This is a genomic window from Bradyrhizobium erythrophlei (assembly GCF_042430365.1).
Classification (GTDB): Bacteria; Pseudomonadota; Alphaproteobacteria; order Rhizobiales; family Xanthobacteraceae; genus Bradyrhizobium; species Bradyrhizobium erythrophlei.
Map to the genome: position 1 here is coordinate 59,353 of NZ_JBHMET010000247.1, position 26,873 is coordinate 86,225.

Annotated in this window: 26 protein-coding genes; 12 read left to right on the top strand and 14 right to left on the bottom strand. The window is 65.9% G+C overall.

Going from position 1 to position 26,873, the window contains the following annotated elements; all coding sequences use genetic code 11:
* The first annotated feature begins 217 nt into the window (after positions 1-217).
* Genes ACFFWD_RS37195 through ACFFWD_RS37215 form a run of 5 tightly spaced genes read left to right on the top strand, consistent with a single transcriptional unit; the run spans position 218 to position 3,795 of the window.
* Positions 218-859 carry a DUF1285 domain-containing protein gene (locus ACFFWD_RS37195; RefSeq protein ID WP_376974196.1) on the top strand — a complete coding sequence of 214 codons (642 nt, stop codon included), beginning with the start codon at positions 218-220 and terminating at the stop codon, positions 857-859.
* A gap of 8 nt (positions 860-867) precedes the next feature.
* Positions 868-1,527, top strand: coding sequence for a CoA pyrophosphatase (locus tag ACFFWD_RS37200; RefSeq protein WP_376974198.1), 660 nt, complete (start codon positions 868-870; stop codon positions 1,525-1,527).
* The gene (locus ACFFWD_RS37205) at positions 1,524-1,787 is read left to right on the top strand and encodes a DUF6111 family protein (protein WP_376974200.1); all 264 of its coding nucleotides are present in this window, start codon (positions 1,524-1,526) and stop codon (positions 1,785-1,787) included. The genes ACFFWD_RS37200 and ACFFWD_RS37205 overlap by 4 nt, the downstream gene beginning before the upstream one ends.
* Positions 1,784-3,040, top strand: coding sequence for a CCA tRNA nucleotidyltransferase (locus tag ACFFWD_RS37210; protein WP_376974202.1), 1,257 nt, complete (start codon positions 1,784-1,786; stop codon positions 3,038-3,040). The genes ACFFWD_RS37205 and ACFFWD_RS37210 overlap by 4 nt, the downstream gene beginning before the upstream one ends.
* Positions 3,037-3,795, top strand: a complete 759-nt coding sequence (locus ACFFWD_RS37215) for a TSUP family transporter (protein WP_376974204.1) — start codon at positions 3,037-3,039, stop codon at positions 3,793-3,795. Before ACFFWD_RS37210 ends, ACFFWD_RS37215 begins: the two co-directional genes overlap by 4 nt.
* Here ACFFWD_RS37215 and ACFFWD_RS37220 read toward each other — a convergent pair.
* Genes ACFFWD_RS37220 through ACFFWD_RS37240 form a run of 5 tightly spaced genes read right to left on the bottom strand, consistent with a single transcriptional unit; the run spans position 3,778 to position 6,913 of the window.
* Positions 3,778-4,530: an HAD family hydrolase gene (locus tag ACFFWD_RS37220; RefSeq protein WP_376974206.1), complete on the bottom strand. Its 753-nt coding sequence runs from the start codon at positions 4,528-4,530 to the stop codon at positions 3,778-3,780. The two genes, ACFFWD_RS37215 and ACFFWD_RS37220, sit on opposite strands and share 18 nt — an antisense overlap.
* Positions 4,521-5,414 (bottom strand): oxygen-dependent coproporphyrinogen oxidase, encoded by an 894-nt coding sequence (gene hemF / locus ACFFWD_RS37225; RefSeq protein ID WP_376974208.1) that lies wholly within the window; start codon positions 5,412-5,414, stop codon positions 4,521-4,523. The genes ACFFWD_RS37220 and hemF overlap by 10 nt, the downstream gene beginning before the upstream one ends.
* Before the next feature lie 2 nt (positions 5,415-5,416).
* Positions 5,417-5,782 (bottom strand): 6-pyruvoyl trahydropterin synthase family protein, encoded by a 366-nt coding sequence (locus tag ACFFWD_RS37230; protein ID WP_376974210.1) that lies wholly within the window; start codon positions 5,780-5,782, stop codon positions 5,417-5,419.
* 32 nt (positions 5,783-5,814) lie between these two features.
* Positions 5,815-6,447, bottom strand: coding sequence for a 7-carboxy-7-deazaguanine synthase (queE, locus tag ACFFWD_RS37235; protein WP_376974212.1), 633 nt, complete (start codon positions 6,445-6,447; stop codon positions 5,815-5,817).
* 10 nt (positions 6,448-6,457) lie between these two features.
* Complete coding sequence (locus tag ACFFWD_RS37240; RefSeq protein ID WP_376974214.1) at positions 6,458-6,913, bottom strand: tRNA (cytidine(34)-2'-O)-methyltransferase; 456 nt, start codon at positions 6,911-6,913, stop codon at positions 6,458-6,460.
* Positions 6,914-7,189: 276 nt separating this feature from the next.
* Here ACFFWD_RS37240 and petA point away from each other — a divergent pair, with 276 nt between their 5' ends.
* From petA to ACFFWD_RS37255, 3 genes are all read left to right on the top strand, one after another.
* Entirely contained in the window at positions 7,190-7,720 is a 531-nt protein-coding gene (gene petA / locus ACFFWD_RS37245; protein ID WP_376974216.1) for a ubiquinol-cytochrome c reductase iron-sulfur subunit, read from the top strand.
* A 72-nt stretch (positions 7,721-7,792) separates the two neighbouring features.
* Complete coding sequence (locus tag ACFFWD_RS37250) at positions 7,793-9,865, top strand: cytochrome c1 (protein ID WP_376974218.1); 2,073 nt, start codon at positions 7,793-7,795, stop codon at positions 9,863-9,865.
* Between the two features lie 187 nt (positions 9,866-10,052).
* Positions 10,053-10,727, top strand: coding sequence for a dienelactone hydrolase family protein (locus ACFFWD_RS37255; RefSeq protein ID WP_376974220.1), 675 nt, complete (start codon positions 10,053-10,055; stop codon positions 10,725-10,727).
* Between the two features lie 98 nt (positions 10,728-10,825).
* On the opposite strand, the gene ACFFWD_RS37260 is transcribed toward ACFFWD_RS37255, so the two are convergent.
* Complete coding sequence (locus ACFFWD_RS37260) at positions 10,826-11,824, bottom strand: VOC family protein (RefSeq protein ID WP_376974222.1); 999 nt, start codon at positions 11,822-11,824, stop codon at positions 10,826-10,828.
* Between the two features lie 331 nt (positions 11,825-12,155).
* Between ACFFWD_RS37260 and ACFFWD_RS37265 the strand changes: the two genes are divergently transcribed.
* Both ACFFWD_RS37265 and ACFFWD_RS37270 read left to right on the top strand, forming a co-directional pair.
* The gene (locus ACFFWD_RS37265) at positions 12,156-14,315 is read left to right on the top strand and encodes an anthranilate synthase component I (protein ID WP_376974224.1); all 2,160 of its coding nucleotides are present in this window, start codon (positions 12,156-12,158) and stop codon (positions 14,313-14,315) included.
* Between the two features lie 119 nt (positions 14,316-14,434).
* Positions 14,435-14,974, top strand: coding sequence for an adenine phosphoribosyltransferase (locus ACFFWD_RS37270; protein ID WP_376974226.1), 540 nt, complete (start codon positions 14,435-14,437; stop codon positions 14,972-14,974).
* 39 nt (positions 14,975-15,013) lie between these two features.
* Here the strand turns inward: ACFFWD_RS37270 and ACFFWD_RS37275 are convergent, their stop codons facing one another.
* The 8 genes from ACFFWD_RS37275 to ACFFWD_RS37310 all read right to left on the bottom strand — a co-directional run bounded on the left by ACFFWD_RS37275 (position 15,014) and on the right by ACFFWD_RS37310 (position 24,913).
* Positions 15,014-15,682: a P-loop NTPase family protein gene (locus ACFFWD_RS37275; RefSeq protein WP_376974228.1), complete on the bottom strand. Its 669-nt coding sequence runs from the start codon at positions 15,680-15,682 to the stop codon at positions 15,014-15,016.
* A 60-nt stretch (positions 15,683-15,742) separates the two neighbouring features.
* Positions 15,743-16,492 carry a P-loop NTPase family protein gene (locus ACFFWD_RS37280; protein WP_376974230.1) on the bottom strand — a complete coding sequence of 250 codons (750 nt, stop codon included), beginning with the start codon at positions 16,490-16,492 and terminating at the stop codon, positions 15,743-15,745.
* Between the two features lie 162 nt (positions 16,493-16,654).
* Positions 16,655-17,893 (bottom strand): M48 family metallopeptidase, encoded by a 1,239-nt coding sequence (locus ACFFWD_RS37285; protein ID WP_376974232.1) that lies wholly within the window; start codon positions 17,891-17,893, stop codon positions 16,655-16,657.
* A 34-nt stretch (positions 17,894-17,927) separates the two neighbouring features.
* Positions 17,928-18,488 carry a LemA family protein gene (locus tag ACFFWD_RS37290; protein ID WP_376974234.1) on the bottom strand — a complete coding sequence of 187 codons (561 nt, stop codon included), beginning with the start codon at positions 18,486-18,488 and terminating at the stop codon, positions 17,928-17,930.
* A gap of 211 nt (positions 18,489-18,699) precedes the next feature.
* Complete coding sequence (locus ACFFWD_RS37295; RefSeq protein ID WP_376974236.1) at positions 18,700-19,707, bottom strand: small ribosomal subunit Rsm22 family protein; 1,008 nt, start codon at positions 19,705-19,707, stop codon at positions 18,700-18,702.
* 149 nt (positions 19,708-19,856) lie between these two features.
* The gene (gene smc, locus ACFFWD_RS37300; RefSeq protein WP_376974238.1) at positions 19,857-23,321 is read right to left on the bottom strand and encodes a chromosome segregation protein SMC; all 3,465 of its coding nucleotides are present in this window, start codon (positions 23,319-23,321) and stop codon (positions 19,857-19,859) included.
* Between the two features lie 333 nt (positions 23,322-23,654).
* Complete coding sequence (locus tag ACFFWD_RS37305; protein ID WP_376974240.1) at positions 23,655-24,311, bottom strand: DsbA family protein; 657 nt, start codon at positions 24,309-24,311, stop codon at positions 23,655-23,657.
* A gap of 122 nt (positions 24,312-24,433) precedes the next feature.
* Complete coding sequence (locus ACFFWD_RS37310; protein WP_376974242.1) at positions 24,434-24,913, bottom strand: DUF721 domain-containing protein; 480 nt, start codon at positions 24,911-24,913, stop codon at positions 24,434-24,436.
* A 210-nt stretch (positions 24,914-25,123) separates the two neighbouring features.
* On the opposite strand from ACFFWD_RS37310, the gene mutY reads away from it, so the two are divergent.
* Positions 25,124-26,215 (top strand): A/G-specific adenine glycosylase, encoded by a 1,092-nt coding sequence (mutY, locus tag ACFFWD_RS37315; protein WP_376974244.1) that lies wholly within the window; start codon positions 25,124-25,126, stop codon positions 26,213-26,215.
* A 71-nt stretch (positions 26,216-26,286) separates the two neighbouring features.
* The gene (locus ACFFWD_RS37320) at positions 26,287-26,706 is read left to right on the top strand and encodes a PaaI family thioesterase (protein ID WP_376974246.1); all 420 of its coding nucleotides are present in this window, start codon (positions 26,287-26,289) and stop codon (positions 26,704-26,706) included.
* The last annotated feature ends 167 nt before the right edge of the window (positions 26,707-26,873 follow it).

Sequence of the window (26,873 nt, forward strand, 5' to 3'; positions counted from 1 at the left end):
TTGTTGACGGGCCGCGATTCATCCGCGTCGCCATGTCATGGACCGCATGCTAAACTTGCACGAAGGCCATGTATTCGTTGAATTAAACTATCCCCACCTTATCGGCATTTCGGGGTATGAACGGCATCACGATGTGGCGAGAATGACACCTCGCTCACATCTGAAGGTACGTGCACCAATCGTGCCAGATTGAGGGTAGGAAACTTTAAGGCAAACAATGGCGAAGCAAGGGCAGACCAATCAGGACCGTGAAACCACGGGCCTTGAAGGCAAGGGGCTCGAAGGCCTCACCGCGGCGGCCAGCCATGCTGCGGAATCAAGCCCGGCCGGCGGCAGAGGTCTGCCTCCCGTGCACTTGTGGAATCCGCCATTCTGCGGCGACCTCGACATGCGAATCGGAAGCGACGGAACGTGGTTCTACATGGGAACACCGATCGGCCGGCCGGCGCTGGTGCGGCTGTTCTCGACCATCCTCAAGCGCGAGGGGGACAAGCACTTTCTCGTGACGCCGGTGGAGAAGGTCGGCATCCGCGTCGACGACGCGCCATTTCTTGCGGTCGAGATGCAGAAACAGGACGACGAACGTGGACGTTTGTTAAGGTTCCGCACCAATGTCGACGATTGGGTCGATTGCGAGAAGGGGCATTGCCTGCGCTTCGAGGCCGCCGCGGACGGTGGATTGACGCCGTATCTGCACGTCCGTGCCGATCTCTGGGCCAAGGTCACCCGCGCGCTCTATTACGATCTGGTTGACATGGGCGAGGAGCGGATGGTCGATGGTCAACAGATGTTCGGAGTCGAGTCCGGCGGCGAATTCTTCGCGATGGCGGATGCGAAGCAGGTGAGGGACGCACTTTGAACGAGCCGATGCTGAGGGTGGAACCGGCGGCGATCAGCTCGACGGAATTTTTTGCGAGGAGCCGCGCGCGGCTGAATTTCGACGTGCCGCCCGGCCTGATCGATCCCAACATCATTCCGCGCACCGGCGATTCCGGCAACGACCGCATGCTGGAGATCGTCGCGCAAGAGCAGCCGGTGCGGCCGGCCGCCGTTCTGATCCCGGTGGTCGATCATCGCGAGCCGACCGTGCTGCTAACGCAGCGCTCGCCGAATCTGTCGAGCCATGCCGGGCAGATCTCCTTTCCCGGCGGCAAGATCGACGCGACCGACGCCTCGCCGCGCGATGCGGCGCTGCGCGAGGCCTGCGAGGAGGTCGGCCTCAAGCGGGAATACATCGAGCCGATCGGCTATCTCGATCTCTACGGCACCGCGTTCGGCTTCCGCATCCTGCCGACGGTCGCCAAGGTGAAGCCGGGCTTCACGCTTGATATCAACGAGGCCGAGGTCGTCGATGCCTTCGAGGTACCGCTCGCGTTCCTGATGAATCCGGCGAACCACCAGATCCACACCAAGGAATTCCGCGGCGTCGACCGCTCCTACTACGCGATGCCGTTCGCCGAGCGTTACATCTGGGGCGCGACCGCAGGGATCCTTCGCGTGCTCTACGAGCGGATCTATCTGCCATGATCCGGACGGTGTTGACCGAGATCGGAGTCTTCCTGATCCCGTTCGCGGTCTATGCAGCCTTCCTCATTGCGACCCGTTCCGGCGTCGCGCTGCCTGCGTCTTGGCCGCTGCACATGCTGGCGAAGCTGACGCTGGCCGCCCTGGTGCTGGTGATCGTGAGCTTCATCCTGCTCGCGGAATACACCGGCTCGCCGCCGCATTCGACCTATGTTCCGGCCCATGTCGAGAAGGGCAGGCTGGTGCCGGGAGTCGAGCGATGAGCGAGGCGCGCCTGCTGTCCGACGCACCCTGGCTCGGTTCGGGTCCGGCGGCGCGCGTGCTCGGCCTGCTCGATACAGGCGGCGAGGAGGCGCGGGTGATCGGCGGCGCGGTGCGCAACGCGCTGATGCGCATTCCGCTCGGCGACATCGACATCGCCACCACGGCGGTGCCGGAAGAGGTGGTGCGCCGCGCGAAGGATGCGGGTATCAAGAGCGTGCCGACCGGCATCGAGCACGGCACCGTGACGCTCGTGGTCGACGGTCACCCCTTCGAGGTGACGACGCTGCGCGAGGACACCGAGACCTATGGCCGCAAGGCCAAGGTCAAATTCGGCCGCAACTGGGTGCGCGACGCCGAGCGGCGCGATTTCACCATCAACGGCCTGTCGGTCGATGCCGCAGGCGTCGTGCATGATCACGTCGGCGGACTGGCCGATATCGAGGCGCGCCGCGTGCGCTTCATCGGCGATCCCGCGCAGCGCATCGCCGAGGACTATTTGCGCATCCTCCGCTTCTTTCGCTTCCATGCCGCTTATGGTGCAGGCGAGATCGATCGCGCGGGTTACCTCGCCTGCGTCAGCCGGCGCGCCGGACTTGCGGGCCTCTCCGCCGAGCGCATCCGGATGGAGATGCTGAAGCTCGTGGTCGCGGAGGGCGCCGCGTCTGCGGCCGTCGCGATGGCCGATGGCGGCCTGCTGCTGTGGCTGTTCGGCGGCGTCGCCTATACCGGGCCGTTCGCCGCGATGATCGAGATCGAGAAACGGATGGGGCTTGCGCCGGGCGCGGTGCGCCGGCTCGGCGCGTTGACGGTCGCGGTCACCGAGGATGCGCGGCGCATCACGACGCGGCTGCGGCTCTCCAATGCCGAGGCCAAGGCGCTCGACTCCATGGGCCATCGCTGGTGGCGGCTGCCCGGCATGGACGAGGCTCGCGCCCGGCGCCGGCTGTACCGGCTCGGCGAGGACGCCTATCGCGACCGGCTGCTGCTCGCCTGGGCGCGGACCGGCGCGGGTCGCAACGTCGATCAATGGCACGCGCTCGCCACGCTGCCGCAGCGCTGGCGGCCGCCTCAATTTCCGTTGAAGGCGGCGGATTTCATCGCGCGTGGCATTGCCGAGGGGCCGGCGCTCGGGCATGTCCTCACGCTGGCCGAGGACGCTTGGCTTGCCGCGGACTTCCCGCTCGAGCCTCAGGCGCTGTCGGCCATCGCCGACCAGACCGTTTCCCGCTTCACTCGTGACCACCGGCTGTGAACCTTCTCTCCGGCTTCGCCGACATCTCGCTCCTGCAAATTCTCCTCGTCGCAGTCGTTGCCCTGTTTGCGTCCGTGATCGGTGGCCTTGCCGGTTACGGCACCGGCGCGCTGATGCCGCTGGTGCTTGTGCCGCTGGTCGGCGCCGAGCCCGTCGTGCCGATCATCGCGATCTCCTCGATCTTCACCAATCTCAGCCGCTTCGTCGCCTATCTCCGCTATGCCGATCGTCGCAAGGCTGGCATCGTGATCGCGGCGGCGGTGGTCACCACCGCGCTCGGTGCTTACGGCTTCACGCGGCTGACCAGCGCCGGCGCCGCGATCCTGATCGGCAGCATGCTGGTCCTCAGCGTGCCGCTGCGGCGATTGCTGCGGCGGCGCAGCGTCAGGATCGGCGACACCGGCCTTGCCGCCGGCGCGGTCGGTTACGGCGTCCTGGTCGGCGGCACGTCCGGCTCCGGCGTGATCCTGCTGTCGCTGTTGATGGCGGCCGGGCTCGAGGGCGCGGCCGTGATCGCGACCGATGCGGTGATCTCGCTGGCGACCAGCGCGGTGAAGATCTCGGTGTTCGGTCTCGCCGGCGTCGTCAGCGCGCAGGTCTTGGCTTTCGCGGTCCTGATCGGCGCGATCGCGATCCCCGGCGCATTCCTGGCCAAGGCCTTCGTCGAGCGGATGCCGATGCACATCCACACCGCGATCCTCGATGCCGCCGTGATCACCGGCGGCATCGTGATGATCTCAAGCGCGCTGCGTTGAGGATTTGCCCGGCACGAGCTCGGTCAGCGAGCGGATGATGCGATCCGGCTTGATCGTCGATCCCTTAGGCAGGCCCTCGCCGTGCACGTCCATCCAGATCGCATAGATGCCGAGCCGCTGCGGCGCCTCGACCTCCCATTCCAGATTGTCGCCGATCATCCAGGTGTCCGCGGCGGTGACGCCGAGTGCCGCCATCGCGTGCAAATAGGCGCGCTCTTCCGGCTTGCCGAAGCCGTGCTCGCCCTCGATCTGGATATGGTCGAAGCGATGGCCGAGCGCGAAGCGCTCGACCTTGGCGCGCTGCATATCGGCGGCGCCGTTGGTGACCAGCGCGAGCTTGATGCCGAGCGCCTTCAGCGCGTCGATCGCCTCATGCGCGCCGGGGAAGACGAACATCTCCTCCTCGCGATAGGTGGTGAAGCGGTCGGCGACGCGGTCGGCGAGGTCGTCAGGCAGTGCGCGGTGGCCGCCGGCTGCGAGCGCGGCGAAGCCGCCCTTCACCGTAAGACGCCGCGCCTCGCCGAGCTTCAGCCGCCACGCGGGCTCGGCGGTCGACCAGAACTGGCGCGCATAGGACAGCGCCGCGGCCGCGACCTGCGGCGGGGACAGCGGCGCCAGTTCGTCGGCGAACTCCGCCATGATCTTGTTCCAGGCGATCTCGGGGCGCCCATAGGCCGACAGGATGGTGTCATCCATGTCGATCAGCATCGCGCGCGGCAGCTTGGTCACGGCCATTTCACCTCCGGCGGCAGCGACGACAGGATCGAATCCACATTGCCGCCGGTCTTCAGGCCGAAGATGGTGCCGCGGTCATAGAGCAGGTTGAATTCGACATAGCGGCCGCGGCGGACCAATTGCTCCTCGCGATCGTCCGCCGTCCACGGCGTTTCGAAATTGCGGCGCACCAGCTCCGGATAGATCTTCAGGAAGTTGCGGCCGACGTCCTGGGTGAAGGCCAGATCGGCTTCCCAGTCGTCGCTGTCCAGCCAGTCGTAGAAGATGCCGCCGATGCCGCGCGCCTCTTTCCGGTGCGGCAGGTAGAAATACTCGTCGCACCATTTCTTGAACTTGTCGTAATCGGCGACCCCGTTCGGCCCGCTGCAGGCCTCCTTCATCGCGGCATGGAAGGCGATCGCGTCAGGGTCGTCCTGGGTGCGGCGGCGGTCCAGCACCGGCGTCAGATCGGCGCCACCGCCGAACCAGGCCTTGGTGGTGACGACGAAGCGAGTGTTCATGTGCACCGCCGGCACGTTCGGATTGCGCAGATGCGCGATCAGCGAGATGCCCGAGGCCCAGAACCGCGGATCGTCGGCAGCGCCCGGAATCTGCGCGCGGAATTCGGGGGCGAACTCGCCATGCACGGTCGAGCAGTGCACGCCGACCTTCTCGAACAGGCGGCCCTTCATGATCGACATCACGCCGCCGCCGCCCGCCTTGCCCGAGTGGTCGGTGCGGTCCCAGGGCGTGCGGACGAAGCGGCCGGCGTCGCCGGGATAGAGCGAAGCGGGCGCGTCGTCCTCGAGCTTCTCGAAGGCCGCGCAAATCTCGTTGCGCAACGCCTCGAACCAGCTCCGTGCCCGCGCCTTGCGATCCTCGATCGGGGACAAATTCACCGGCATCGTCAGTCCTGCGGGCCGTAATAGGTACAGCTCTCGTTGCAGCTGTCGCGGTGGACGCTGACGCGGGTCAGCTTTCCGGCGTGCTGCAACCGCTCCCAGATGAAGCGCGAGAGATTTTCCAGGGTCGGCGGCCCGAGCGCCTCGATCTTGTTGAGGAGCTTGTGGTCGAGCGTCTTCTGCACCTCGGCCATGCTGCGCTCGAGCACGCCGAGATCAACCACCATTCCGGTCTTCGGATCCGGCGTGCCGCGCACGGTGACTTCGGTGCGGAAGGAGTGGCCGTGGATCTCCTCGCTGGCGGCGCCAAAGGTCGTTCCGGTCAGCGCATGCGCAGCCTCGAAGCGGAACGCTTTCGTCAATTCCCACATGTCTTCAACGATCCAGTTCTATCTGATGCCAATTATCTGATGCCCAAGGTCTTGTGTGTCTGCACGCTGAGCCGCCATTGCGGATGCTTCAGGCAATAGTCGATCGCGCGCTCGGTGTTCTCGATCACGTCGGGGCCGTCCATCGGCTGCAGCGAAAAGCGCTCGAAGGCAAGGCCGGCAAAGTCCTCCGGCGAATTCTCGGCCTGCGGATAGACCAGCTTGAGCTCATGTCCCCGGCGGATCACGAGCTCGCTGGCCGCCTTGGGGCTGACGCAGATCCAGTCGAGCCCGTCGGGCGGGGCGATGGTGCCGTTGGTTTCGATCGCGATGGCGAAGCCGCGCCCGTGCAGCGCCTCGATCAGGGCGGCGTCGACCTGCAGCAGCGGCTCGCCGCCGGTCAGCACCACGTAGCGGTCGGCGTCGCCGCCGGTCCATTGCGCGGCGATGATGTCGGCGAGCTGGTCTGCGGTCGCGTAACGGCCGCCCAGCGTGCCGTCAGTCCCGACGAAGTCGGTGTCGCAGAACTGGCAGACCGCGGTGGCGCGATCCTGCTCGCGGCCGCTCCAGAGGTTGCAGCCGGCGAAGCGGCAGAACACGGAAGCACGCCCCGCATGGGCGCCTTCGCCCTGCAGGGTCAGAAATATCTCCTTGACCGCGTAGCTCACCAAAAGTTCCTCAGAATGCCGAGCCGGTCTGGCGCAGCGCCTCTCCGACTGCCATGGCCGCACTGACCGCCACATTGAGCGAGCGCATAGGCGGCTTGATCGGGATCAGAAGCCGCGCATCGGCGGCCGCCACGACCGCCTCCGTCACTCCGGCGGTCTCGCGCCCGAACAGCAGCACGTCGGAGGCGGTATAGCGGAAATCAAGGTAGGATTTCGCCGCTTTTGTCGTGAACAGGATCAGCCGACAGCCCGCCTCGTTACGCCATTCCTCGAATTTTGACCATGAGTCGTGGCGCATCAACCTGACATGGTCGAGATAGTCCATACCCGCCCGGCGGAAATTCCGGTCCGAGGCATCGAACCCCGCCGGTTCGATGATATGGGCCGCCACATCCAGGCAGGCGCAGAGCCGCAGAATCGTCCCTGTATTCTGGGGAATATCCGGTTGGAACAGCGCGATCTGCATGGTGGCGGCAGCCAGTGAAATGGGGACGAATTTGTCTCAATAAAACATCGCCCGGCGCGGATTTCGTGCATTGCACGTTTGCGAGCCGATAGCGGGCTTGCGCTCGTCCGGCAAGGGTGCCAATAGAACGATTCTGGACTGCTGTTCCGCCGTTTGGGGTGTGGAATGGCGGTTTTCTGCCGCCGCGGGGGCCGCGGGCGCCGGCAGCCTTTCCCGGGCGCGTTCCGCGTTTCCGGGACGGTTCCACCGGCTGCAGATAAGAAAGGGCTTGGAATCGTGACGACAGCGTCTTCGGCGGACCAACCAACACGCCGTGATTTCCTTCTTGTTGCAACCGGGGTCGCCGCTGCGGTCGGCGCAGCCGTCACCGCCTGGCCGCTGGTTGCCCAGATGAACCCGGATGCCGCAACAATTGCCGCCGGCGCGCCGATCGAGGTCGACCTGACGCCGATCGCCGAGGGCCAGGACATCAAGGTCTTCTGGCGCGGCAAGCCGATCTACATCAGCCATCGCACCAAGAAGCAGATCGCGGAGGCCCAGAAGGTGCCGCTCTCGAGCCTGCCCGACCCGGAGCTTGACTCGGCCCGCGTCAAGGCCGGCCACGACCAATGGCTCGTCGTGATCGGCATCTGCACCCATCTCGGCTGCATCCCGATCGCCCATGAGGGCAATTACGACGGCTTCTTCTGCCCCTGTCACGGTTCGCAGTACGACTCCTCCGGTCGTATCCGCCAGGGGCCCGCGCCTGCCAACCTGCCGGTGCCGCCCTATATCTTCGTTTCCGACACCAAAATCCAGATTGGCTAAGTCCCGGGCTGCCCGGGACTTCGGCCTCGACTTGGACCTATCGCGTCGTTTTTCTTCCTCAGGATCGCATCAATGAGCGGACCATCCGATTATCAACCAACCAATCCCGCCTTGAAGTGGATCGAACGGCGCCTTCCGATCTTTGGCCTCGTCCACTCCTCGTTCGTGGCCTATCCGACGCCGCGCAACTTGAACTACTGGTGGACCTTCGGCGCCATCCTGTCGCTGATGCTGGGCATGCAGATCCTGACCGGCGTGATCCTGGCGATGCACTACACGCCGCATGCCGATCTCGCCTTCAAGTCGGTCGAGCTGATCGTCCGCGACGTCAATTACGGCTGGCTGCTGCGCAACATGCACGCCACCGGCGCATCGATGTTCTTCTTTGCCGTCTACATCCACATGTTCCGCGGCCTCTATTACGGGTCGTACAAGGAACCGCGTGAGGTGCTGTGGATCCTCGGCGTCATCATCTACCTCCTGATGATGGCCACCGGCTTCATGGGCTACGTGCTGCCGTGGGGCCAGATGAGCTTCTGGGGCGCCACGGTCATCACCAACCTGTTTTCCGCCGTGCCCTATTTCGGCGAGAGCATCGTAACGCTGCTGTGGGGCGGTTATTCAGTCGGCAATCCGACGCTGAACCGCTTCTTCTCGCTGCATTACCTGTTGCCGTTCGTGATCGCCGGCGTGGTCGTGCTGCACGTCTGGGCGCTGCATGTCGCGGGCCAGAACAACCCGGCCGGCGTCGAGGCCAAGACCGAGAAGGACACCGTGGCGTTCACGCCGTATGCGACGATCAAGGACCTGTTCGGCGTGTCCTGCTTCCTGCTCTTCTACGCCTGGTTCATCTTCTATATGCCGAACTATCTCGGCGACGCCGACAACTACATCCCGGCGAATCCGGGCGTGACGCCCGCGCACATCGTGCCCGAATGGTACTACCTGACGTTCTACGCCATCCTGCGTTCGATCCCGAACAAGCTCGCCGGCGTCATCGCGATGTTCTCGTCGATCCTCATCCTGGCGTTCCTGCCCTGGCTCGACAGCGCCAAGACTCGTTCGTCGAAGTACCGTCCGCTGGCCAAGCAGTTCTTCTGGATCTTCGTGGTGGTTTGCATCGGGCTCGGTTATCTGGGCTCGCAGCCGCCGGAAGGCATCTACGTGATCGCCGGCCGCATCCTCACGGTCTGCTACTTCGCCTACTTCCTGATCGTGCTGCCGCTGCTCGCCCGCATCGAGACGCCGCGGCCGGTGCCGAACTCGATCGCCGACGACGTGCTGTCGAAGGGCCGGGGCAAGGTCGCGACCGCCGCCTCCGTCGTGCTCGCGCTCGTGGTGGCCGGCGGCCTGTTTGCCGGCAGCACCCAGAACGCCAAGGCCGAGGACCATGGCGACGCGCCGCCCGCCGAGAGGTGGTCGTTCTCCGGTCCGTTCGGCAAGTATGATCGCGGCTCGGTGCAGCGTGGCCTGAGGGTCTACAAGGAAGTCTGCGCGGCCTGCCACGGCCTGTCCTACATCGCGTTCCGCAACCTCGCCGACCCCGGCGGCCCCGGCTATTCACCGGCGCAGGCGGCTGCCTTCGCTGCCGACTACAAGGTCAAGGACGGTCCGAACGATCAGGGCGAGATGTTCGAGCGGCCGGGCCGCCCGGCGGACTTCTTCCCGTCGCCGTTCGCCAACGAGCAGGCCGCGCGCGCGGCCAATGGCGGCGCGGCGCCGCCGGATCTCTCGCTGATCACCAAGGCGCGTTCCTACAAGCGCGGCTTCCCGCAATTCGTGTTCGACTTCTTCAGCCAGTACCAGGAGCAGGGCCCGGACTACGTCTCGGCCGTGCTGCAGGGCTTCGAGGACAAGCCGCCGGCTGGCGTCACGATCCCGGAGGGCTCGTACTACAACAAGTACTTCCCCGGGCACGCGATCAAGATGCCGAAGCCGCTCTCCGACGGCCAGGTGACCTACGACGACGGCTCGCCGGCGACGGTGAAGCAGTACGCCCACGACGTCACGACCTTCCTGATGTGGACCGCCGAGCCGCGCATGGAAGAGCGCAAGCGGATCGGTATGCAGGTCTTCGTGTTCCTGATCCTGTTCGCGATCCTGATGTACTTCACCAAGAAGAAGGTCTGGGCCAACGCGCACTGACGCGAAGCTCCGGCATCACGAGATTGAAAAAGCCCCTTCGGGGGCTTTTTTGTTGCTCGCGCGTTCCGGATCTGCAGCGTGGTAAGCCGCAAGTGCGTCGCGCTACGCATCATCGAGCCGATTGCGTCCGTCACGGGTTGCGGACAAAATGCCGGCCAATCAGCCGGCAATCAATGCGGAGGAACTCATGGGTACCAGCATCACTTTCAAGCGTCCGGACGGCAAGGACGCCAGCGGCTATCTCGCCAACGCGGCGCGCGGCGATGCGCCCGGCGTGGTGGTGATCCAGGAATGGTGGGGATTGCAGGACCAGATCAAGGGCCTGTGCGACCGTTTTGCCCGCGCCGGCTTCGATGCGCTGGCGCCCGATCTCTACAAGGGCACGGTGGTGCCCTATCACGACACCGACGCCGCCGGCAAAGAGATGAACTCGCTCGACTTCATGGACGCCACCACGCAGACCGTGCGCGGTGCCGCACAGTACCTCGCGAGGAACGGGGCCAAGGTCGGCCTGACCGGCTTCTGTCTCGGCGGCGCGGTCACCATCATCGGCGCCGTGCATGTGCCGGAACTGACCGCAGGCGTCGTGTTCTACGGCATCCCGCCGGAGCAGGCGGCGAAGCCCGCCGACGTCCGCATCCCGCTGCAGGCGCACTTCGCCAACAAGGACGACTGGTGCACGCCCGAGCTGGTCGGCAATTTCGAGAAGGCGATGAAGGCCGCCGGCAAGTCGCTCGAGCTGTTCCGCTATGACGCCGAGCACGCCTTCGTCAACGAGCAGCGCCAATCCGTGCACGACCGCCACGCCGCCGAGCTCGCCTGGGGCCGCGCGACGGAGTTTTTCAAGAAGCATTTGGGGTAAGTTCGTAGCCCGGATGGAGCGCAGCGTAATCCGGGGCAAGTCTCCACGCGGAGAAGCTGGCCCCGGATTTCGCTTCGCTCCATCCGGGCTACGTATTTTCAGTTTCCGGCCTTCACCCCGTCCCACCACGGGCAGGTGCCCGACATCAGCCTGTAATTGCCTTCCATCACCTGCACCGGCGCGCGCTTGCCCTCGGCGGCGGCGCGCATCCGCATCTCGCGTGCAACCGCGCGGTCTTCCGGCGACAGCCAGACCCGCTCATGGCCCCACAGGCTCGGGCCGTCATGCATCTCGACCGGCGTCCAGTTCGCCGGATCGATCTCGCGGCCGCCCCAGCCGCATTCGGCCATGAAAGATGACGGCGTCTTGGCGTAGAACGACGTCATGAAATCGTTGGTGTGACGTCCAAGCGTGACGTTGACGCGATCCTCCTTCATCGCGATGTCGTAGGACTGGCCGACATCGTCGAGCGAGAACAACTCCACCATCAAATGATGCATGCCGCTCTTGCCGGTCTCGATCAGCGCCAGGCTGTGGTGGCGTGGGTTGACGTGGAAGAAGTAGGCGCGGAACGGCTTCTCGATGTAGTCGCTCAGCCCGAAGCCGAGCACGTCGACATAGAACGCCATCACCGGCGCGATGTTCTCAACCGTCAGCACGGCGTGGCCGAGGCCGAGCGGGCCGGTGCGGAAGCCGGAGATCGAGCGTCCCGGCTTGAACGGCGTGTCGTCGATCTCGGCGCCATGAAACGCTTCGAGCCGATTGCCCGCGGGGTCGTGGAACGAGATCAGGCCGCGGACGCGCCTGATGTCCGCAAGCGCCTGCGGCTCGGCCACCACCGGAATGCCGGCGCGCTCCAGCCGCGCCGCCAGCGCGTCGAGCGCCGTGGCATCTGCCACCTCCCAGCCGAAGAAGCGCGTGCCTTCGCTGAGCGCGCGGTCGATCACGATACGCTGCTTGCGGTCGTCCATCCGGAAGGCGAGCAGCGAATTGCCGCGCTCGATCGCCTGCAGGCCGACCAGCCCAGTGCCGAATTGCCGCCAGTCGTCGAGCGCATCCGACCCGAAGCCGGCATATCCGAGACCCAAGACCGCCATCTGCGCTGCTCCGCCAATTGTCTGTTTTTTGGGCGGTCCACCGACCGCCGATGCGGCAAATCCTACGCGGATTTCCGGCCTTTCAAACCCGAAAAAGCTGTCCCGGGCCGGGGCAGGGCCGCGGGCCATCCCTTGACACGGCCCGCGCCGGATGGTGTGACTAGCCCCATGAGCACCGTTGCCAGTCCATCCCGTCTTTGGTGGCCCACCTTCTCATAGGTGGCCGGTGCGATTTCATTTCCAAAAGTCGTCGAAGGTCGCCATCGCAGTGCGACGGTCCCTTCGTTTGTCCTGTGTGGCGCTCTCTCGGCAAGTCTCGTAAGAGGATCACATGAACAGGACAGCCTTTTCCCTGCCGGCCAAGAGCGAATACCTGACCAATGGCGGCCTTGCGGTCGTGCGCGTGGTCGAGCAGTTCACCAGCGGCGCCAGCCGCCTCGACGACCTGATCGCGCTGCTGGACCGCCGCCGCGGCGTGGTGCTGTCCTCGGGCACGACGGTGCCCGGCCGCTACGAGAGCTTTGACCTCGGCTTTGCCGATCCGCCGCTCGTGCTGGAGACCGCCGGCACCAATTTCACGCTGCAAGCCTTGAACCCGCGCGGCGAGGTCTTGATCGCCTTCCTCGGCGACGTCCTGCGCGAGCCCTGCGTCGTGATATCAGAGCGCAGCGCCACCAAGCTTGCCGGCCACATCATCCGCGGCGCCGCGCCGGTCGAGGAAGATCAGCGCACCCGCCGCGCCAGCGTGATGTCGTTGGTGCGCGACATGGTGGCAGCGTTCACTTCCAACGCCGATCCGCTGCTCGGCCTGTTCGGCGCCTTCGCCTACGACCTCGTGTTCCAGATCGAGGACCTCGTGCAGAAGCGCACGCGCGAGGCCGACCAGCGCGACATCGTGCTCTATGTGCCGGATCGCCTCCTCGCCTATGACCGCGCCACGGGGCGCGGCGTCGTGCTCGCTTACGATTTCGCCTGGAAGGGCAAGTCGACGGCCGGCCTGCCGCACGACACCGCGGCAAGCGTCTATGCAAAGACGCCGCGGCAGGGCTTTGCCGATCACGCGCCGGGCGAATACCAGGCAACGGTGGAGGTCGCGCGCGCGGCGTTTGCCCGCGGCGACCTGTTCGAGGCGGTGCCCGGCCAGCTGTTCGCCGAGCCCTGCGAGCGCTCGCCGGCGGAAGTGTTCCAACGGCTGTGCCGCATCAACCCGTCGCCCTATGGCGCGCTGATGAACCTCGGCGAGGGCGAGTTCCTGGTCTCTGCGTCGCCGGAAATGTTCGTGCGCTCCGACGGCCGCAGGGTCGAGACCTGCCCGATCTCAGGCACCATCGCGCGCGGCTCGGATGCGATCGGTGATGCCGAGCAGATCCGCCAGCTCCTGAACTCGGAGAAGGACGAGTTCGAGCTCAACATGTGCACCGACGTCGACCGCAACGACAAGGCGCGGGTCTGCGTGCCCGGCACCATCAAGGTGCTGGCGCGGCGCCAGATCGAGACCTATTCAAAGCTGTTCCACACAGTGGATCACGTCGAGGGCATGCTGCGGCCGGGCTTCGATTCGCTCGACGCCTTCCTGACCCATGCCTGGGCGGTGACGGTGACCGGCGCGCCGAAATTGTGGGCGATGCAGTTCGTCGAGGATCACGAGCGCTCGTCGCGGCGCTGGTACGCCGGGGCGATCGGCGCGGTGAATTTCGACGGCAGCATCAACACCGGCCTCACCATCCGCACCATCCGCATGAAGGACGGCCTGGCCGAGGTGCGTGTCGGTGCGACGTGCCTGTTCGACTCTGATCCGGCGGCTGAGGACCGCGAATGCCAGGTCAAGGCGGCGGCGCTGTTCCAAGCGCTGCGCGGCGATCCGCCGAAGCCGCTGTCGGACTTCGCACCCGATGCCACCGGCTCCGGCAAGAACGTGCTCCTGATCGATCACGACGACAGTTTTGTGCACATGCTGGCGGATTACTTCCGCCAGGTCGGCGCCAACGTCACCGTGGTCAGGCACATCCACGCCCAGGACATGCTGAAGCGGAAGGGCTGGGACCTCCTGGTGCTGTCGCCCGGCCCCGGTCGCCCTGAGGATTTCGGTATCTCGAAGACCATCGGCACCGCGCTGGAGAACAAGCTGCCGATCTTCGGCGTCTGCTTAGGGGTGCAGGCAATCGGCGAGTATTTCGGCGGCCATCTCGGGCAACTCGGTCAGCCCGCGCATGGCCGTCCCTCGCGCGTCCAGGTCAGCGGCGGGCGCTTGATGCAGAACCTGCCGAATGAGATCGTGATCGGCCGCTACCACTCGCTCTATGTCGAGCGCGACAGTGTGCCCGACGTGCTGACGGTGACTGCGACCACCGAGGACGGGGTCGCGATGGCGATCGAACACAAGACGCTGCCGGTCGCCGGCGTGCAGTTCCACCCGGAATCGCTGATGTCGCTCGGCGGCGAGGTGGGCTTGCGTATTGTGGAGAATGCATTCCGGTTGAATGCGAACTGATAGCAACCGTCATTGCGAGCGAAGCGAAGCAATCCATTTCGCCGCACCGGAACAAGAGTGGATTGCTTCGTCGCTTCGCTCCTCGCAATGACGGAGCGATAGAGTAGGATTGAGACACAATGACCTTTGACCAGGACATCAAGGCAACCGTTCGTACCATCCCGGACTACCCGAAGAAGGGCATCCTGTTCCGCGACATCACCACGCTGCTCGCGGATGCCCGCGCGTTCCGCCGGGCGGTCGACCAACTCGTGCATCCCTGGGCGGGGTCGAAGGTCGACAAGGTGGCGGGCATCGAGGCGCGCGGCTTCATCCTCGGCGGCGCGGTGGCGCATCAGCTCTCCGCCGGCTTCGTGCCGATCCGCAAGAAGGGCAAGCTGCCGCACACCACGGTGCGGATCGCCTATTCGCTGGAATACGGCATCGACGAGATGGAGATGCACGCCGACGCCATCCAGCCCGGCGAGCGCGTGATCCTGGTCGACGACCTGATCGCGACGGGCGGCACCGCGGAAGGCGCGGTGAAGCTCTTGCGCCAGATTGGCGCCAACGTGGTCGCCGCCTGCTTCATCATCGACCTGCCGGACCTCGGCGGCGCCGCCAAGCTGCGCGCGATGGAGGTGCCGGTGCGGACGCTGATGGCGTTCGAGGGGCATTGATCTCTCCACGAGTCATCCCGGCGAAAGCCGGGACGACGGCTACGACCTCTGCAGCAGCATGCTCAGTTCGAGATCGCGGAGCGTGGTGTAGTTCCGCCGGATCCACTGGTGCAGCTCGGTCGATGAATCCTTTTCCTGGCGCAGATAGCCGGTGAAGGAGAAGGTCAGCCGGTCGATATAGGTCTTCAGGAAAACCGGCAGCGCGCGGAAGCGGATGACGCGGCCGCGCGCCATCGCCGGCGGCAGCTCGCCGCGCACCACGAACTCGTTGTCGACGACGACGAGCGCGTTCGGCGGGATCATGCCGTGCAGCGTCTCGTAGCCGCGCAGCGAGACGCGGTCGGTGTCGGCGACGAACAGGATGACCGGCGCGACGCGGCGGCGCAGCGCCTCCTTCATCAGCCCGATCTCGTCGCACATTTTGAAGAATTCGTCGAAGGCGTGGTAACCGAGGTCGATCACCTTGGCGATGCCGTCATTGACGATGACGCGGTCCATCAGCTGCATCTTGCCGTAGGTGTCGATCACGTCGGCGGTCTCGGTGATCCGCGGCAGATAGTCGAGCAGCGACGGCTCCCTCAGGTTGATGTCGAAGGCGACCACGTCGCCGTTCTTGAGCAGCAAAAATTCGCTCAAAAGCCGCGCGAGCAGCGTCTTGCCGACCTGCGGGCGGGGGGAGCAGATGATGTAGACGGGCGTCGATGACATCGCCCGCTATATCAGGCCAAATTTTCGCCTAATCCAGCCCTCTCGCGGGCCGGCGCGCGACTATTTTTCACCGCCGCGGGTGGTCGACTTGGCGCCGACCAGGTCGGTCAGCTTGATCCGGTCGAACTCGCTCCAGACGTTGGCCAGCCAGTGCCGGACATAGCCGCGCAGCACGAAGGAGTAGTTCGCGGCCTCGTCCTCCTTGCCCTTGTTGGCGACGAATTTGAGGAACGGCACCGAGGAGACCTCGACCTGCTCATAGGCCATTTCGTTGAGCTTGGGGATCGTGAGGTCGGTGGCGTCCTTGATGCGGTGGAAGTAGGAGTTGTAGGTCGCCTGGTCCCACTGGAAGAACTGGGTGTCGTTGATGAAGTTCTTCACCAGGAAGTATTTCGCGCCGCCCATGAAGTTGGCGGTCTCGGCGATCTCGTCCAGCGAGGCGATCGACGGGCCCAGGATATGGAACACGGCAAAGGTGATCTGGCCGGAGCGCGCGGCATCGAGGAAGCCGATGTCGCGCAGCGAGGCCAGCGCAGGCGACAGCAGGCCGGCGCGGACGTCGATCACGGTGACCGATGGACCGGAGCTCAGCGTATCGAAGATCTTCATCTGGTCCGCGGTCGTCGTCATGTCGACGATCTCGGTGATGTCGGGGTGGAAGCGCTTCAGCGTGCCGCGCGGCGACTCGGTGTCGAAGGCCCGGGTCTGCACATTGTTGGCACTGAAATAGTCCAGGAGGGTCCGCGACACGGTGGTCTTGCCGACCCCGCCCTTATCAGCGCCCACCACAATCACGACTGGCTTTGCCATGGAAATCCCTCAACGCGCCCCCGATCGCGAGGGCGATCGGCAAGTCCCCGTACCTGCTTTGGGCGCGAACATGGCAGAAACAAGGGGGAATTCAATTCTTTAAGCCGCCCACCGCGGGTTTGGTGGGGATTTCCTTAATGGACAGAGTGGGGTACGGCGCAGTTAGACGTGTCGGCCCCAAGGCCCCTGAAGGGGGCCCTGGAACGGGCCTTGGGCGTGCCCCGGCGCAGACGGCGGGGAGCCGGCAGGCGCGGTGGCGTTACCCCAAGGACCCCTCGACGGCCCATTGGGCAGCGGCGGCGGCTGAACGGTGCCGTCAGTCGGTTCCGCCTGCGCGTCGCTCTCCCCGGAGCCGTCCTCGGGCAGAGCGAGCGGCCCGGGATCGCGGCCGCCGGCATATTTCACCAGCGCATCGACCCGGGACTGCACCGAGGGGTGGGTCGCAAACAGGTCGGCAAAGCCTTCGCGCGGATTGTCGACGCAGAGCTCCATCACCGCCGAGGTCGCGCCTTCCAGCTCGCCGCGGTTCTCGATCTTGCGCAGCGCCGAGATCATCGCGTCCGGATTCTTGGTCAGCTCGACCGAGCCGGCCTCGGCCAGGAATTCGCGCGAGCGCGACAGCGCGAGCTTGACCACCTGCGACAACAGCCAGGCCAGCATGATCAGCGCCACCGCGATGATGATGACGATGATCGCGCCACCGCCGGAGCCCTTGCTGTCGCGATCCGACGAGGAGGACGACGACGAGGATGAGGATGACGACGGGGACGACCAGCCGCTGCCGGTCGAGTTCCACGACAGATTGGTGAAGGCGCGGAAGAACAGTTCGCCGAAGAAGCCGACCGCGCCGGCGATGATCACGGCGACCACCATCAACTGCACGTCGCCGTTCTTGATGTGGGTGAGCTCGTGGCCGAGCACGGCCTCGATCTCCTGGTCGTTCAGCGCGTTCAACAGGCCGGTGGTGACGGTGATGGCGTATTGCCGCCGGTTCAACCCGCTCGCGAAGGCGTTCAGCGCCGGGCTGTCCATCACCTTCAGCTTCGGCATCGGGATGCCGCGCGAGATGCAGAGGTTTTCCAGGAGATTGTAGAGCCGCGGCTGCTGCTGCCGCGTCACGCTCTCGCCGCCGGTGATGGCGTCGATCATGTTCTGGTGGAAGAAATAGGCGATCACGATCCAGGCGGCCGCGGCGATCGTCGCGTAGGGGAAGGCCGAGACCAGGTCGCGCGAAGCGTGGGTCAGGTAATAGTCGACCGAGCGGTTGCTGTTGATCATCACCTCGGCGACCAGCGCGCCGGCATAGACCAGCACGTAGATCAGCAGAAAAAGGCCGCCGAGCAGCAGCATCGAACGAAACTTGTTCGATGCGATATGCGTGTAGAGACCGTAGGCGGCCATGAGCGGGCTGCTTCTCGCCGGAGGAGGTCGGGCCTCAGAACTTCACGCTCGGTGCCACCTCGACTTCGGTGCGGCTGGCGCCGAGGTCGAAGAAGTCCTTGCGGGTGAAGCCGAAGACGCCGGCGAACAGGGCGGCCGGCATCTGCTGGATGCCGGTGTTGTATTCCTGGACCGCGTTGTTGAAGAAGCGGCGGCTGGCGGCGATCTTGTTCTCGAGATCGGAGAGCTCGCCGGCAAGCTGCTGGAAGTTGGCGTTGGCCTTGAGGTCCGGATAGGCCTCCGACAGCGCGATCAGCCGGCCGAGTGCGCCGGACAGCTGGTTCTCGGCCGCCGACACCTGCGCCGGCCCCTGCGCCGACATCGCCGAATTGCGCGCCTTGATCACGTCGTCGAGCGTGCCGCGCTCGTGCGCGGCGTAGCCCTTCACGGTCTCGACTAGGTTCGGGATCAGGTCGTGCCGCTGCTTGAGCTGGACGTCGATGTCGGCGAAGGCCTGGCCGACGCGCTGGCTGAGCGCGACGAGGCGGTTGTAGGCGCCAAACGCAAACAGCACGAGAATGACGATGACGCCGATAACGATCCAGCTGGTCGACATGACAGGGCAGCTCCTGATGGGACGAAACGGCGGCACCGTAGCCCAAAACCGGGCGCACGGCAGCCCGCCGGGAAGAGGTGGGCACTGGCTTGGTCGGTCATGGTGTCGAATTAGTTCAACAGAGTCGTCCCGGCGAAGGCCGGGACCCATACGCCGCGGTCTCTCTTTAGGCACTGCGGCCAACGTCTTCGTTAACAATAGGCTTTGGTGGTTATGGGTCCCGGCCTTCGCCGGGACGACGGAGGCTGTCGTCCACCGCATCGCCCCATCGCCATCGCCGGGCACGGGCATAGTCGGCCTTGGCGCGGCGAGGCACCTTTGCGACCACGACACCGTCGGGTGTGCAGAGCTTGGCCGATGTCTCGACCTTGCCGACCTCGGGCTGCGCCAGAACGCGCGAGGGCCGTGCGATGAGCGGCGTCCGGGTCAGCGCGACATAGGCAAATCGTTCGTCCTCGAACGGTAGCTCGGCGCCCTTGACCTGCTTGTGGGCGCGCGAGCGCTGCAGGCGCTGGCTGAAATGGCACCAGTCCGGCGCAATCAGCGGGCAAGTGCCGTCATGCGGGCAGGGCGCGGCGACATGGGCGCCGGCCGCGATCAAGCGTGCGCGGAGTGAGATGATCCGCGCGTAGCCCGCGGGCGTACCGGGTTCGACGACGAGCAGGGTGTCCATGGTCTTCGCCCACAATGCATCGGCAAGCGCCGTCCGCTCGGCATCGCCGATCTCGCCGATCATGTAGCTGGCAACGACGAGATCGGCGGCATCGGCTTGGGTAAGCAACGTACGGGCTTGCCCGAGTTCGTACGCGACTTGTCGTAGACGCGAGCTATCGTGAAACAGCTCCTTCGCCAGCGTTCGCAACGCGCCGTTGGCGTCGAGCAGGGTGAATTGCTGCAGCGATAAAAACGCTTCTGAAGCCGCCCAGGTCGCGGTGCCCGGGCCGGCGCCGACGTCGAGCAGGCTGGCCGGTGCGAAATCTGGTCTGATCCCGGCGAGCGCGTTCAGGCTCGCGACCACGGCCGCATAGGTCGCCGGCATCCGCGCCAGCGCGTAGGCCAGCGCATCGGTCTCGGATTTGATCGTGCCGGAGCCGCCACCCTCGCGATAGGTCTGCGAGATCACGGCGGCACGGCCCGCCGCGTCGCTGCGCGACTGGCCTTCAAGCCTGACGTTGAGCGCCGCTTTCAGCTCCGCAGGCAGATCAGGTGACGTCGTCATGGCGCTAGCTTCACGTCATTGCGAGCGGAGCGAAGCAATCCATCGCGCCGTTTGCCGAGGCATGGATTGCTTCGTCGCTTCAGCGCAAAATTGCTTTGCAATTTTGTCGCGAGCTCCTCGCAATGACGGCGCCGGGCGTGGGCGTCAGCCTACGCCACGTTCTGGTCGAGGATATCCACCGCGCCCTGCAGGTCGACCGAGACCAGTTGCGACACGCCACGCTCGGCCATGGTGACGCCGAACAGGCGGTTCATCCGCGCCATCGTGATCGGATTGTGCGTGATGATGATGAAGCGCGTCTCGGTCGAGCCGGTCATCTCGTGCAGCAGGTTGCAGAAGCGTTCGACGTTGTGGTCGTCGAGCGGCGCGTCGACTTCGTCCAGCACGCAGATCGGCGACGGGTTGGTCAGGAACACCGCGAAGATCAGTGCCAGCGCGGTCAGCGCCTGCTCGCCGCCCGAGAGCAGCGACAGCGTCTGCGGCTTCTTGCCCGGCGGCTTTGCGATGATCTCGAGGCCCGCTTCGAGCGGATCATCGCTCTCGATCAGATGCAGCGCGGCTTCGCCGCCGCCGAACAGCTCGACGAACAGGCGCTTGAAGTGGTTGTTGACGGTCTCGAACGAGGTCAACAGACGCTCGCGCGCCTCGCGGTTGAGGCTCTGGATGCCCTGGCGCAGCCGCTTGATGGCTTCGACAAGGTCGTCGCGCTCGGTGGTCAGCGCGGTGTGCTGGGTCTCGACCTCCTTCAGCTCTTCCTCGGCGCGCAGGTTGACCGCGCCCAGCCGCTCGCGGTCGCGGCGCAGCTTTTCCAGCTCCTCCTCGATCTGGCCGACCGGCGGCAGCTCCGCGCCCGGCTCGATCTCGGCGAGGCCTGCGACCGCCTGCGGCTCGACCTCGAGCATATCGTGGATCTCGCGCTCGATATCGGCGAGGCGACGGCGGGTACCTTCCATGCGCTCCTCGGCGCGCGCGGTGCCTTCGCGGGCGCTTGACAGCGCCTCAAGCGAGGCCTTGGCGAGGCGATCGGTTTCCGCCATCGCGGCTTCCGCGGTGGCGAGCGCGTCGGCGGCAATCCGGCGATCGCTCTCGGCGTGCTCGATCTCCGTGATCAGCGCGCTGCGCTTCTCGGCGAACACCTCGGGTGCATTGGCGAGCTCTTCGCGCTCGATCGACACCTCGGCGATGCGCGCCTCGATGGTCTCGACCTGGGAGGCGGCGCTGATCTTGCGGTTCTGCCAGTCGTTGCGCTCGGCGAGGATCGCCTGCACGCGGCGGTCGGCGAGCTCGGCCTCACGGGCGAGCGCCTGGGCCTCGGCCCGCACCTGCGCGGCAGCACGGCGCTGATTGTCGATTTCGGCGCGGACCGCAGCGAGCTGGGTCTCGGTCTCTCCGCTCGGCGGCAGCTCGGTCAGCGCGCCGACGGCGCTTTCATGCGCCGCTTCAGCTTCGGCGCGGTCGGCAGCAACACGGGTGTGCGCCTCGGTCAACGCCGATTTGCGCGCCGCGTGGCGGCTGATCTCGCGCTCGGTCGCGGCGTGACGCTCGCGCGCGGCATCGGCCTCGCGGCGCGCCGCGCGGACAGCTTCGCGGGAAGCGGCTTCCGCAGCCGAGGCGGTTCGCAGCTCGGCTTCGGCGGTCTCCAGCGCCTGACGCTTGGCGGCGGCGTCGGTGCGGGCCTGCTCCAGCTCCTGTTCGATATCGACCAGGCGGGCGCGCTCGGCAAGGCGGCGTGCCGCCCCGGTCGGGGCATGCGCGTCGGCAACGAAGCCGTCCCAGCGCCAGACGTCGCCCTCGAGCGACACCAGCCGCTGGCCGGTCCTGAGCTGCGACACCAGCGCCGCGCCGCGTTCCTTGGCGACGACGCCGATCTGCGCCAGGCGCCGCGCCAGCTCCGGCGGGGCCTGCACATGATCGGAGAGACGCTCGACGCCATCGGGCAGCGAGGGGTCCTCAAAGGTTGCGCCGGCATTGGTCCAGCGCATCGGCGCCGAGGGATCGACCGGCGCATCGAGATCGTCGCCGAGCACGGCGCCGATCGCCTTCTCGTAGCCCTTGGCCACCGTGATGCCGTCGATGATCGGCGGCCACAGATTCTTGGTCTCGCTGGTGACCAGCTTGGAGATGGTGCGGGCTTCGGTCTCGAGCCGCTGGACGCGCTTCTCGGCCTCCGCAAGCGGCGAGCGGGACGACTCAAGCGTCTGCCGCGCGGCGACGTGATGGGCTTCGTTCGCCTGCACGGCGGCTTCGGATTCGGCGAGCGTCTGCTGCGCCATCTCCATGGCGGCAGCGAGCGCGTCGATGTCGCCGAGACTGCCGGTCTCCTGCGCGAGCTTTTGCTCCTCGGCCTGGACGTTGGCGATCTCCTGATCGAGTCGCGCCAGGCGGTCGCGATGGGTGCGTACGCCGGCCTCGAGCTGGTTGCGCTTCGCGGTGAGGTCGGCGAGCTCAGTGGTCAGTTCGGTGAACTGGCGCTCGGTCGCGGCCAGCATCGCTTCGGCTTCGGCGACGCGCTCGTCGACGCCGGAGCGCTTCTCGACCCGCGACTTGATCTCTTCCTTCAGCTCGGCGTCTTCGGTGTCGAGCCGCTGCAGCGCGATGTCGGCATCCGAGGTCTGCTGCTGCTCGCGCGCGATGTCGGCGGCAAATTGCGTGAGACGCCGATCGAGCTCGCCGACACGCTCCTTGGCGCGCTGCTCCTCGCGGTCGAGCAATTCGCGCGCATTGGTCAGGCGCTGCAGGCCGGCGGCGGCGCGCGCCTCGGCGTCGCGCAGTGCCGGCAGTTCGGAGGCACGTATCGCCTGGATGCGGGCGGCTTCGGCCTGCTCGCGGGTGCGCTCGGCCATCTCGCGCACGGCGAGATCGTGGGTGTGCGCAGCGTCGTTGACGTCGGCATGCGCCTCGATCCAGCGCAGGTGGAACAGCATGGCCTCGGACTTGCGCACCTTGGCCGCGACCTCGCGGTAGCGGATCGCCTGGCGCGCCTGCTTCTTCAAGCCGTCCATCTGGCCGGTGAGCTGGCCGATCACGTCCTCGACGCGGGTGAGGTTGGTTTCGGCAGCCTTGAGCCGCAGCTCCGCTTCATGACGGCGCGCGTGCAGGCCGGCGACGCCGGCGGCGTCTTCCAGCACGCGGCGGCGCTGCTCGGGCTTGGCCTGGATGATCTCACCGATCTTGCCCTGGTGGACCAGCGCCGGCGAGCGCGCGCCGGTAGCGGCGTCGGCGAACAGGATCTGCACGTCGCGCGCGCGCACGTCGCGGCCGTTGATGCGATAGACCGAGCCGGCCTCGCGCTCGATGCGGCGGGAGATTTCCAGGATCTGGCTGTCATTGACCGCGGCCGGCGCCGAGCGATCGGAATTGTCGATCGTCATCACCACTTCGGCGTGGTTGCGCGCCGGACGATTGCCGGAACCGGCGAAGATCACCGCGTCCATGTCGGCGGCGCGCAGCGATTTGTGCGAGGTCTCGCCCATCGCCCAGCGCAGCGCCTCGACGAGATTGGATTTGCCACAGCCGTTCGGTCCGACGACACCGGTCAGGCCCGGTTCGATCATGAAGTCGGTGGGTTCAACGAACGACTTGAAACCGTGGAGGCGGAGGCGCGTGAGCTTCATGTACACAAATCTCGCTTGGCCGGGCGCGAATCTCCCTGCCGTGACAATGCCATAGAAGGCAATGTCGGTGTCTGGGTGAGTCGCTGCGTGCAGCTCTCATGAAGGCGGACAATGGCGAGGCCGGGGCTTGAGGGCAACCGCTTGATGCGGCTTTTCCCAAGGGATTTGCAAGGTTTTACGGCCTTTGTGGGCCGTAAGAATCCGGTTCTCGCGAATCAAGTTTTCAACAACGAAATGACGCGCGCGCCGCGCGTCGCGACGTTTGCGTCATCCACAATCATCGCGCCGGCGGTTTGTGAGCGCCGGCGCGAGGTCAATCTTGTGCGTAGTCGATCAGGCCTTCAGCAGCGAATCGATGCGCTTGCTGAATTCCTCGAACGAGGTCTCGCCCTTCAGCATTTCGCCGTTGATGAAGAAGGTCGGCGTCGAATTCACCTTCAAAACCTCGTTGGCGTATTTCTGGTCGGCGGCGATCTTGTCGAGCAGCTTCTGGTCCTTCAAGCAGTCGTCGACCTGCTGCTGGCTCAAGCCTGCCTGCCTGCCGATCCGCGTCAGCGTCTCGGTGGTGTTCTTCACCACCCAGTCGTTCTGCTGGCGGAACAAGAGATCGATCACCGCGAAGAATTTCGGCGCGTCGTCCTTGGCGATGCAGCGCGCCAGCATCGAGCCGGCGGCGGCCTTGATGTCGAGCGGGAATTCGCGGAACACGTAGCGGATCTTGCCCGAGTCGATGTAGGTCGACTTGATCTTCGGGAACACCGTCTCGTTGAAATTGGCGCAATGCGGGCAGGTCATCGAGGCGTATTCGGTGATGGTCACCGTGGCGTTCTGCGGGCCGAGCGCCATGTCGGGCAAAGATTGCGGTTTTGCGACATCAGCGGCGCTCTGGGCGAACGCGTCGGTAATCAGGCCGAGCGGCGACAGGCCGGCGAGGGCGGCAAGCCCGGTCAGCGAGAGAGCGGTGGTGAAAGCGCGGCGCGTGATGATCAAGGTCTGCTCCCGGATTGGCGCGTTCACGCCGGAAATAGAGGGGCCCGAAAAGGAAGCCTTCGCTAGCTTGAAACCACCAATGTGGCAATGGCGGGCCAGAGCGGCAACCGCGTGGAAAAGCGTCAATTTCGCTTGATCGAGGCTCCCAGCCGGGCCAGCGCCGCGCGAAGATCCTCGTCCTCCACGGCGCTGAGGCCTTCGGCCTCCCTGGCCACCGCCATGGCATCCGGCGTCCGCGGCCGGGTCGGGCGATTGCGGCGCGACAGCGGCGCCTGCCGGATCGTCAGCCGGCCGACCGCATGCCAGCCGAAGAAGCGGTTCACCCGCTCCAGGATGACGTCCGAGGAGTGCTGGATCTCGAGCGCCATCGGCCCCTCGACCCGCAGGACCAGGGTCGCGGGTTCCTGCGGCTGGCCCTCCACCGGCCGCGGCCACTGCATTTTCAACGGCTCGCAATAGGCGGCGATGCGCTCGCCGGCGATCTCGCCCCAGCGCGTCACCAGCTCGCGCGCGGCAAAGCCCTGTTTTGCATAGGCGTCGGTGAAGACGTCGCTGAGCAGGATGGAAAGCGGTTTTGCACTGATCGGGCCGGGTTTTGACATGTCGGGCTTATAGCATTGCGAGAATATGGATCGGAAACTGTATCCATCGTCATGGCCGGGCGCAGCCGTCTGAAGGACGGCGTCGCTTCCGCTCGCCTATGACTCGGCCATCCACGTCTTGGTCTACCCAAAAAAGAAAGGCGTGGATGCCCGGGACAAGCCCGGGCATGACGTGGAGAGATTTGCGCTGCGATCGACTAGGCTCGGCTCATGAAGCTGTCTGCAGCCATCAAGGCGAAACGCCAGGAGGTTCCCGCCGATCGACCAGCCCTGCTGCTCGCCTGGTATGACCGCCATCGCCGGCGGCTGCCGTGGCGGGCGGCGGCGGGGGAACGCGCCGATCCCTACCGGGTGTGGCTGTCGGAGATCATGCTGCAGCAGACCACGGTGAAGGCGGTCGGTCCGTACTTCGAGAAGTTCGTCGCGCGCTGGCCCGACGTGACGGCGCTTGGCCGCGCGTCGCTCGATGACGTGCTGCGGATGTGGGCGGGGCTCGGTTATTACTCGCGGGCGCGCAACCTGCATGCCTGCGCGGTCGCGGTTGAGCGCGACCATGGCGGCATATTTCCGGACACCGAAGAGGGTCTGCGTGCGCTGCCGGGCATCGGGCCCTACACCGCGGCGGCCATCGCGGCGATCGCGTTCGACCGGCGGACGATGCCGGTCGACGGCAATATCGAGCGCGTGGTCTCCAGGCTCTACGCCTTGGAGGAGCCGCTGCCGCAGGCGAAGCCGCTGATCCAGCAACTTGCCGCGACGTTGCTCGGGCCGTCTCGCGCCGGCGATAGTGCGCAGGCGCTGATGGACCTCGGCGCCACGATCTGCACGCCGAAGAAGCCGGCTTGCGCGCTGTGTCCGCTCAACGACGATTGTGCCGCGCGCACCCGTGGTGATCAGGAGACGTTCCCGCGTAAGGCGCCGAAGAAGAGCGGCACCCTGCGCCGCGGCGCGGCCTTCATCGTCACGCGCGGCGACGAGCTCCTGGTGCGGTCGCGGCCCGAGAAGGGCCTGCTCGGCGGCATGACCGAGGTGCCGGGCTCGGACTGGCTCGCGGGTCAGGAGGACAGGCAAGCGCTGGCGCAGGCGCCTAAGCTCAAGGGCGTCACGCGCTGGCACCGCAAGGCCGGCGTCGTCACCCACGTCTTCACGCATTTCCCGCTGGAGCTCGCTGTTTATACCGCGACTGTCCCGGCACGCACGCGGGCGCCTACGGGCATGCGCTGGGTGCCGGTCGCAACGCTCGCCGACGAGGCCTTCCCCAACGTCATGCGCAAGGTGATCGTGCACGGGCTCGATCTCTAGCGCTGTCGCGGCCTGCTGACACCATGCTGGCAGCAGGGTTCGGCTACGACCTCCTTAAACGGAGGTCCGCCATGATCGCAACCGCGCTCGACCGCATTCCCGCACCGCCCTGTTCAAGGCTGCTCGGCTGGCACCCGCTCGATGCACGCCCGAAGGACGGCTGGATCCGGATCGGCTTCGACGGCAAGCAGGACTTTTGCAATCCGGCCGGCTTCGTCCAGGGTGGCATCCTGTCGGCGATGCTCGACGACACGATGGGGCCGGCGGTGTTCGTCATGACCGAGGGCCGGCTCTACACCACGACCATCACCATGACGGTGAATTTCCTGGCGCCGGCAAAGCCCGGGCCGATCGTCGGCGAAGCGACCGTCACCCAGCTCGGCAAGACGATCGCCTTCGTCGCGGGGAAACTAACCGCCGAAGACGGCACGCTGCTCGCCACCGCCACGAACAGCATCCGGCTGGTGGAGACCGCGAGAGCGCTGCGGTAGCGCCCGCTACTATGCTAAATCCGTCACCCCTGAGGTGCGAGCGGAGCGAGCCTCGAAGGGGCGACGGCCCCGCTGGTGGCCGTGCATCCTTCGAGGCTCGCTCCGCCAGCGCCTCAGATCCTATGGGGTGGCGGGTGGTCAAGAGAGGTTAGGATTGGATTGCCAAC

Coding starts and splice junctions, on each gene's coding strand:
- ACFFWD_RS37270 (WP_376974226.1), top strand. CDS start 14,435: ATGACCTTTGACCAGGACATCAAGGCAACCGTTCGTACCATCCCGGAC.
- ACFFWD_RS37210 (WP_376974202.1), top strand. CDS start 1,784: ATGAGCGAGGCGCGCCTGCTGTCCGACGCACCCTGGCTCGGTTCGGGT.
- ACFFWD_RS37285 (WP_376974232.1), bottom strand. CDS start 17,893: ATGGCCGCCTACGGTCTCTACACGCATATCGCATCGAACAAGTTTCGT.
- ACFFWD_RS37255 (WP_376974220.1), top strand. CDS start 10,053: ATGGGTACCAGCATCACTTTCAAGCGTCCGGACGGCAAGGACGCCAGC.
- ACFFWD_RS37310 (WP_376974242.1), bottom strand. CDS start 24,913: ATGTCAAAACCCGGCCCGATCAGTGCAAAACCGCTTTCCATCCTGCTC.
- smc (WP_376974238.1), bottom strand. CDS start 23,321: ATGAAGCTCACGCGCCTCCGCCTCCACGGTTTCAAGTCGTTCGTTGAA.
- ACFFWD_RS37230 (WP_376974210.1), bottom strand. CDS start 5,782: ATGTGGGAATTGACGAAAGCGTTCCGCTTCGAGGCTGCGCATGCGCTG.
- ACFFWD_RS37205 (WP_376974200.1), top strand. CDS start 1,524: ATGATCCGGACGGTGTTGACCGAGATCGGAGTCTTCCTGATCCCGTTC.
- ACFFWD_RS37275 (WP_376974228.1), bottom strand. CDS start 15,682: ATGTCATCGACGCCCGTCTACATCATCTGCTCCCCCCGCCCGCAGGTC.
- ACFFWD_RS37295 (WP_376974236.1), bottom strand. CDS start 19,707: ATGACGACGTCACCTGATCTGCCTGCGGAGCTGAAAGCGGCGCTCAAC.
- ACFFWD_RS37250 (WP_376974218.1), top strand. CDS start 7,793: ATGAGCGGACCATCCGATTATCAACCAACCAATCCCGCCTTGAAGTGG.
- ACFFWD_RS37320 (WP_376974246.1), top strand. CDS start 26,287: ATGATCGCAACCGCGCTCGACCGCATTCCCGCACCGCCCTGTTCAAGG.
- ACFFWD_RS37220 (WP_376974206.1), bottom strand. CDS start 4,530: ATGGCCGTGACCAAGCTGCCGCGCGCGATGCTGATCGACATGGATGAC.
- ACFFWD_RS37200 (WP_376974198.1), top strand. CDS start 868: ATGCTGAGGGTGGAACCGGCGGCGATCAGCTCGACGGAATTTTTTGCG.
- ACFFWD_RS37195 (WP_376974196.1), top strand. CDS start 218: ATGGCGAAGCAAGGGCAGACCAATCAGGACCGTGAAACCACGGGCCTT.
- ACFFWD_RS37280 (WP_376974230.1), bottom strand. CDS start 16,492: ATGGCAAAGCCAGTCGTGATTGTGGTGGGCGCTGATAAGGGCGGGGTC.
- mutY (WP_376974244.1), top strand. CDS start 25,124: ATGAAGCTGTCTGCAGCCATCAAGGCGAAACGCCAGGAGGTTCCCGCC.
- ACFFWD_RS37260 (WP_376974222.1), bottom strand. CDS start 11,824: ATGGCGGTCTTGGGTCTCGGATATGCCGGCTTCGGGTCGGATGCGCTC.
- ACFFWD_RS37240 (WP_376974214.1), bottom strand. CDS start 6,913: ATGCAGATCGCGCTGTTCCAACCGGATATTCCCCAGAATACAGGGACG.
- ACFFWD_RS37290 (WP_376974234.1), bottom strand. CDS start 18,488: ATGTCGACCAGCTGGATCGTTATCGGCGTCATCGTCATTCTCGTGCTG.
- hemF (WP_376974208.1), bottom strand. CDS start 5,414: ATGCCGGTGAATTTGTCCCCGATCGAGGATCGCAAGGCGCGGGCACGG.
- ACFFWD_RS37265 (WP_376974224.1), top strand. CDS start 12,156: ATGAACAGGACAGCCTTTTCCCTGCCGGCCAAGAGCGAATACCTGACC.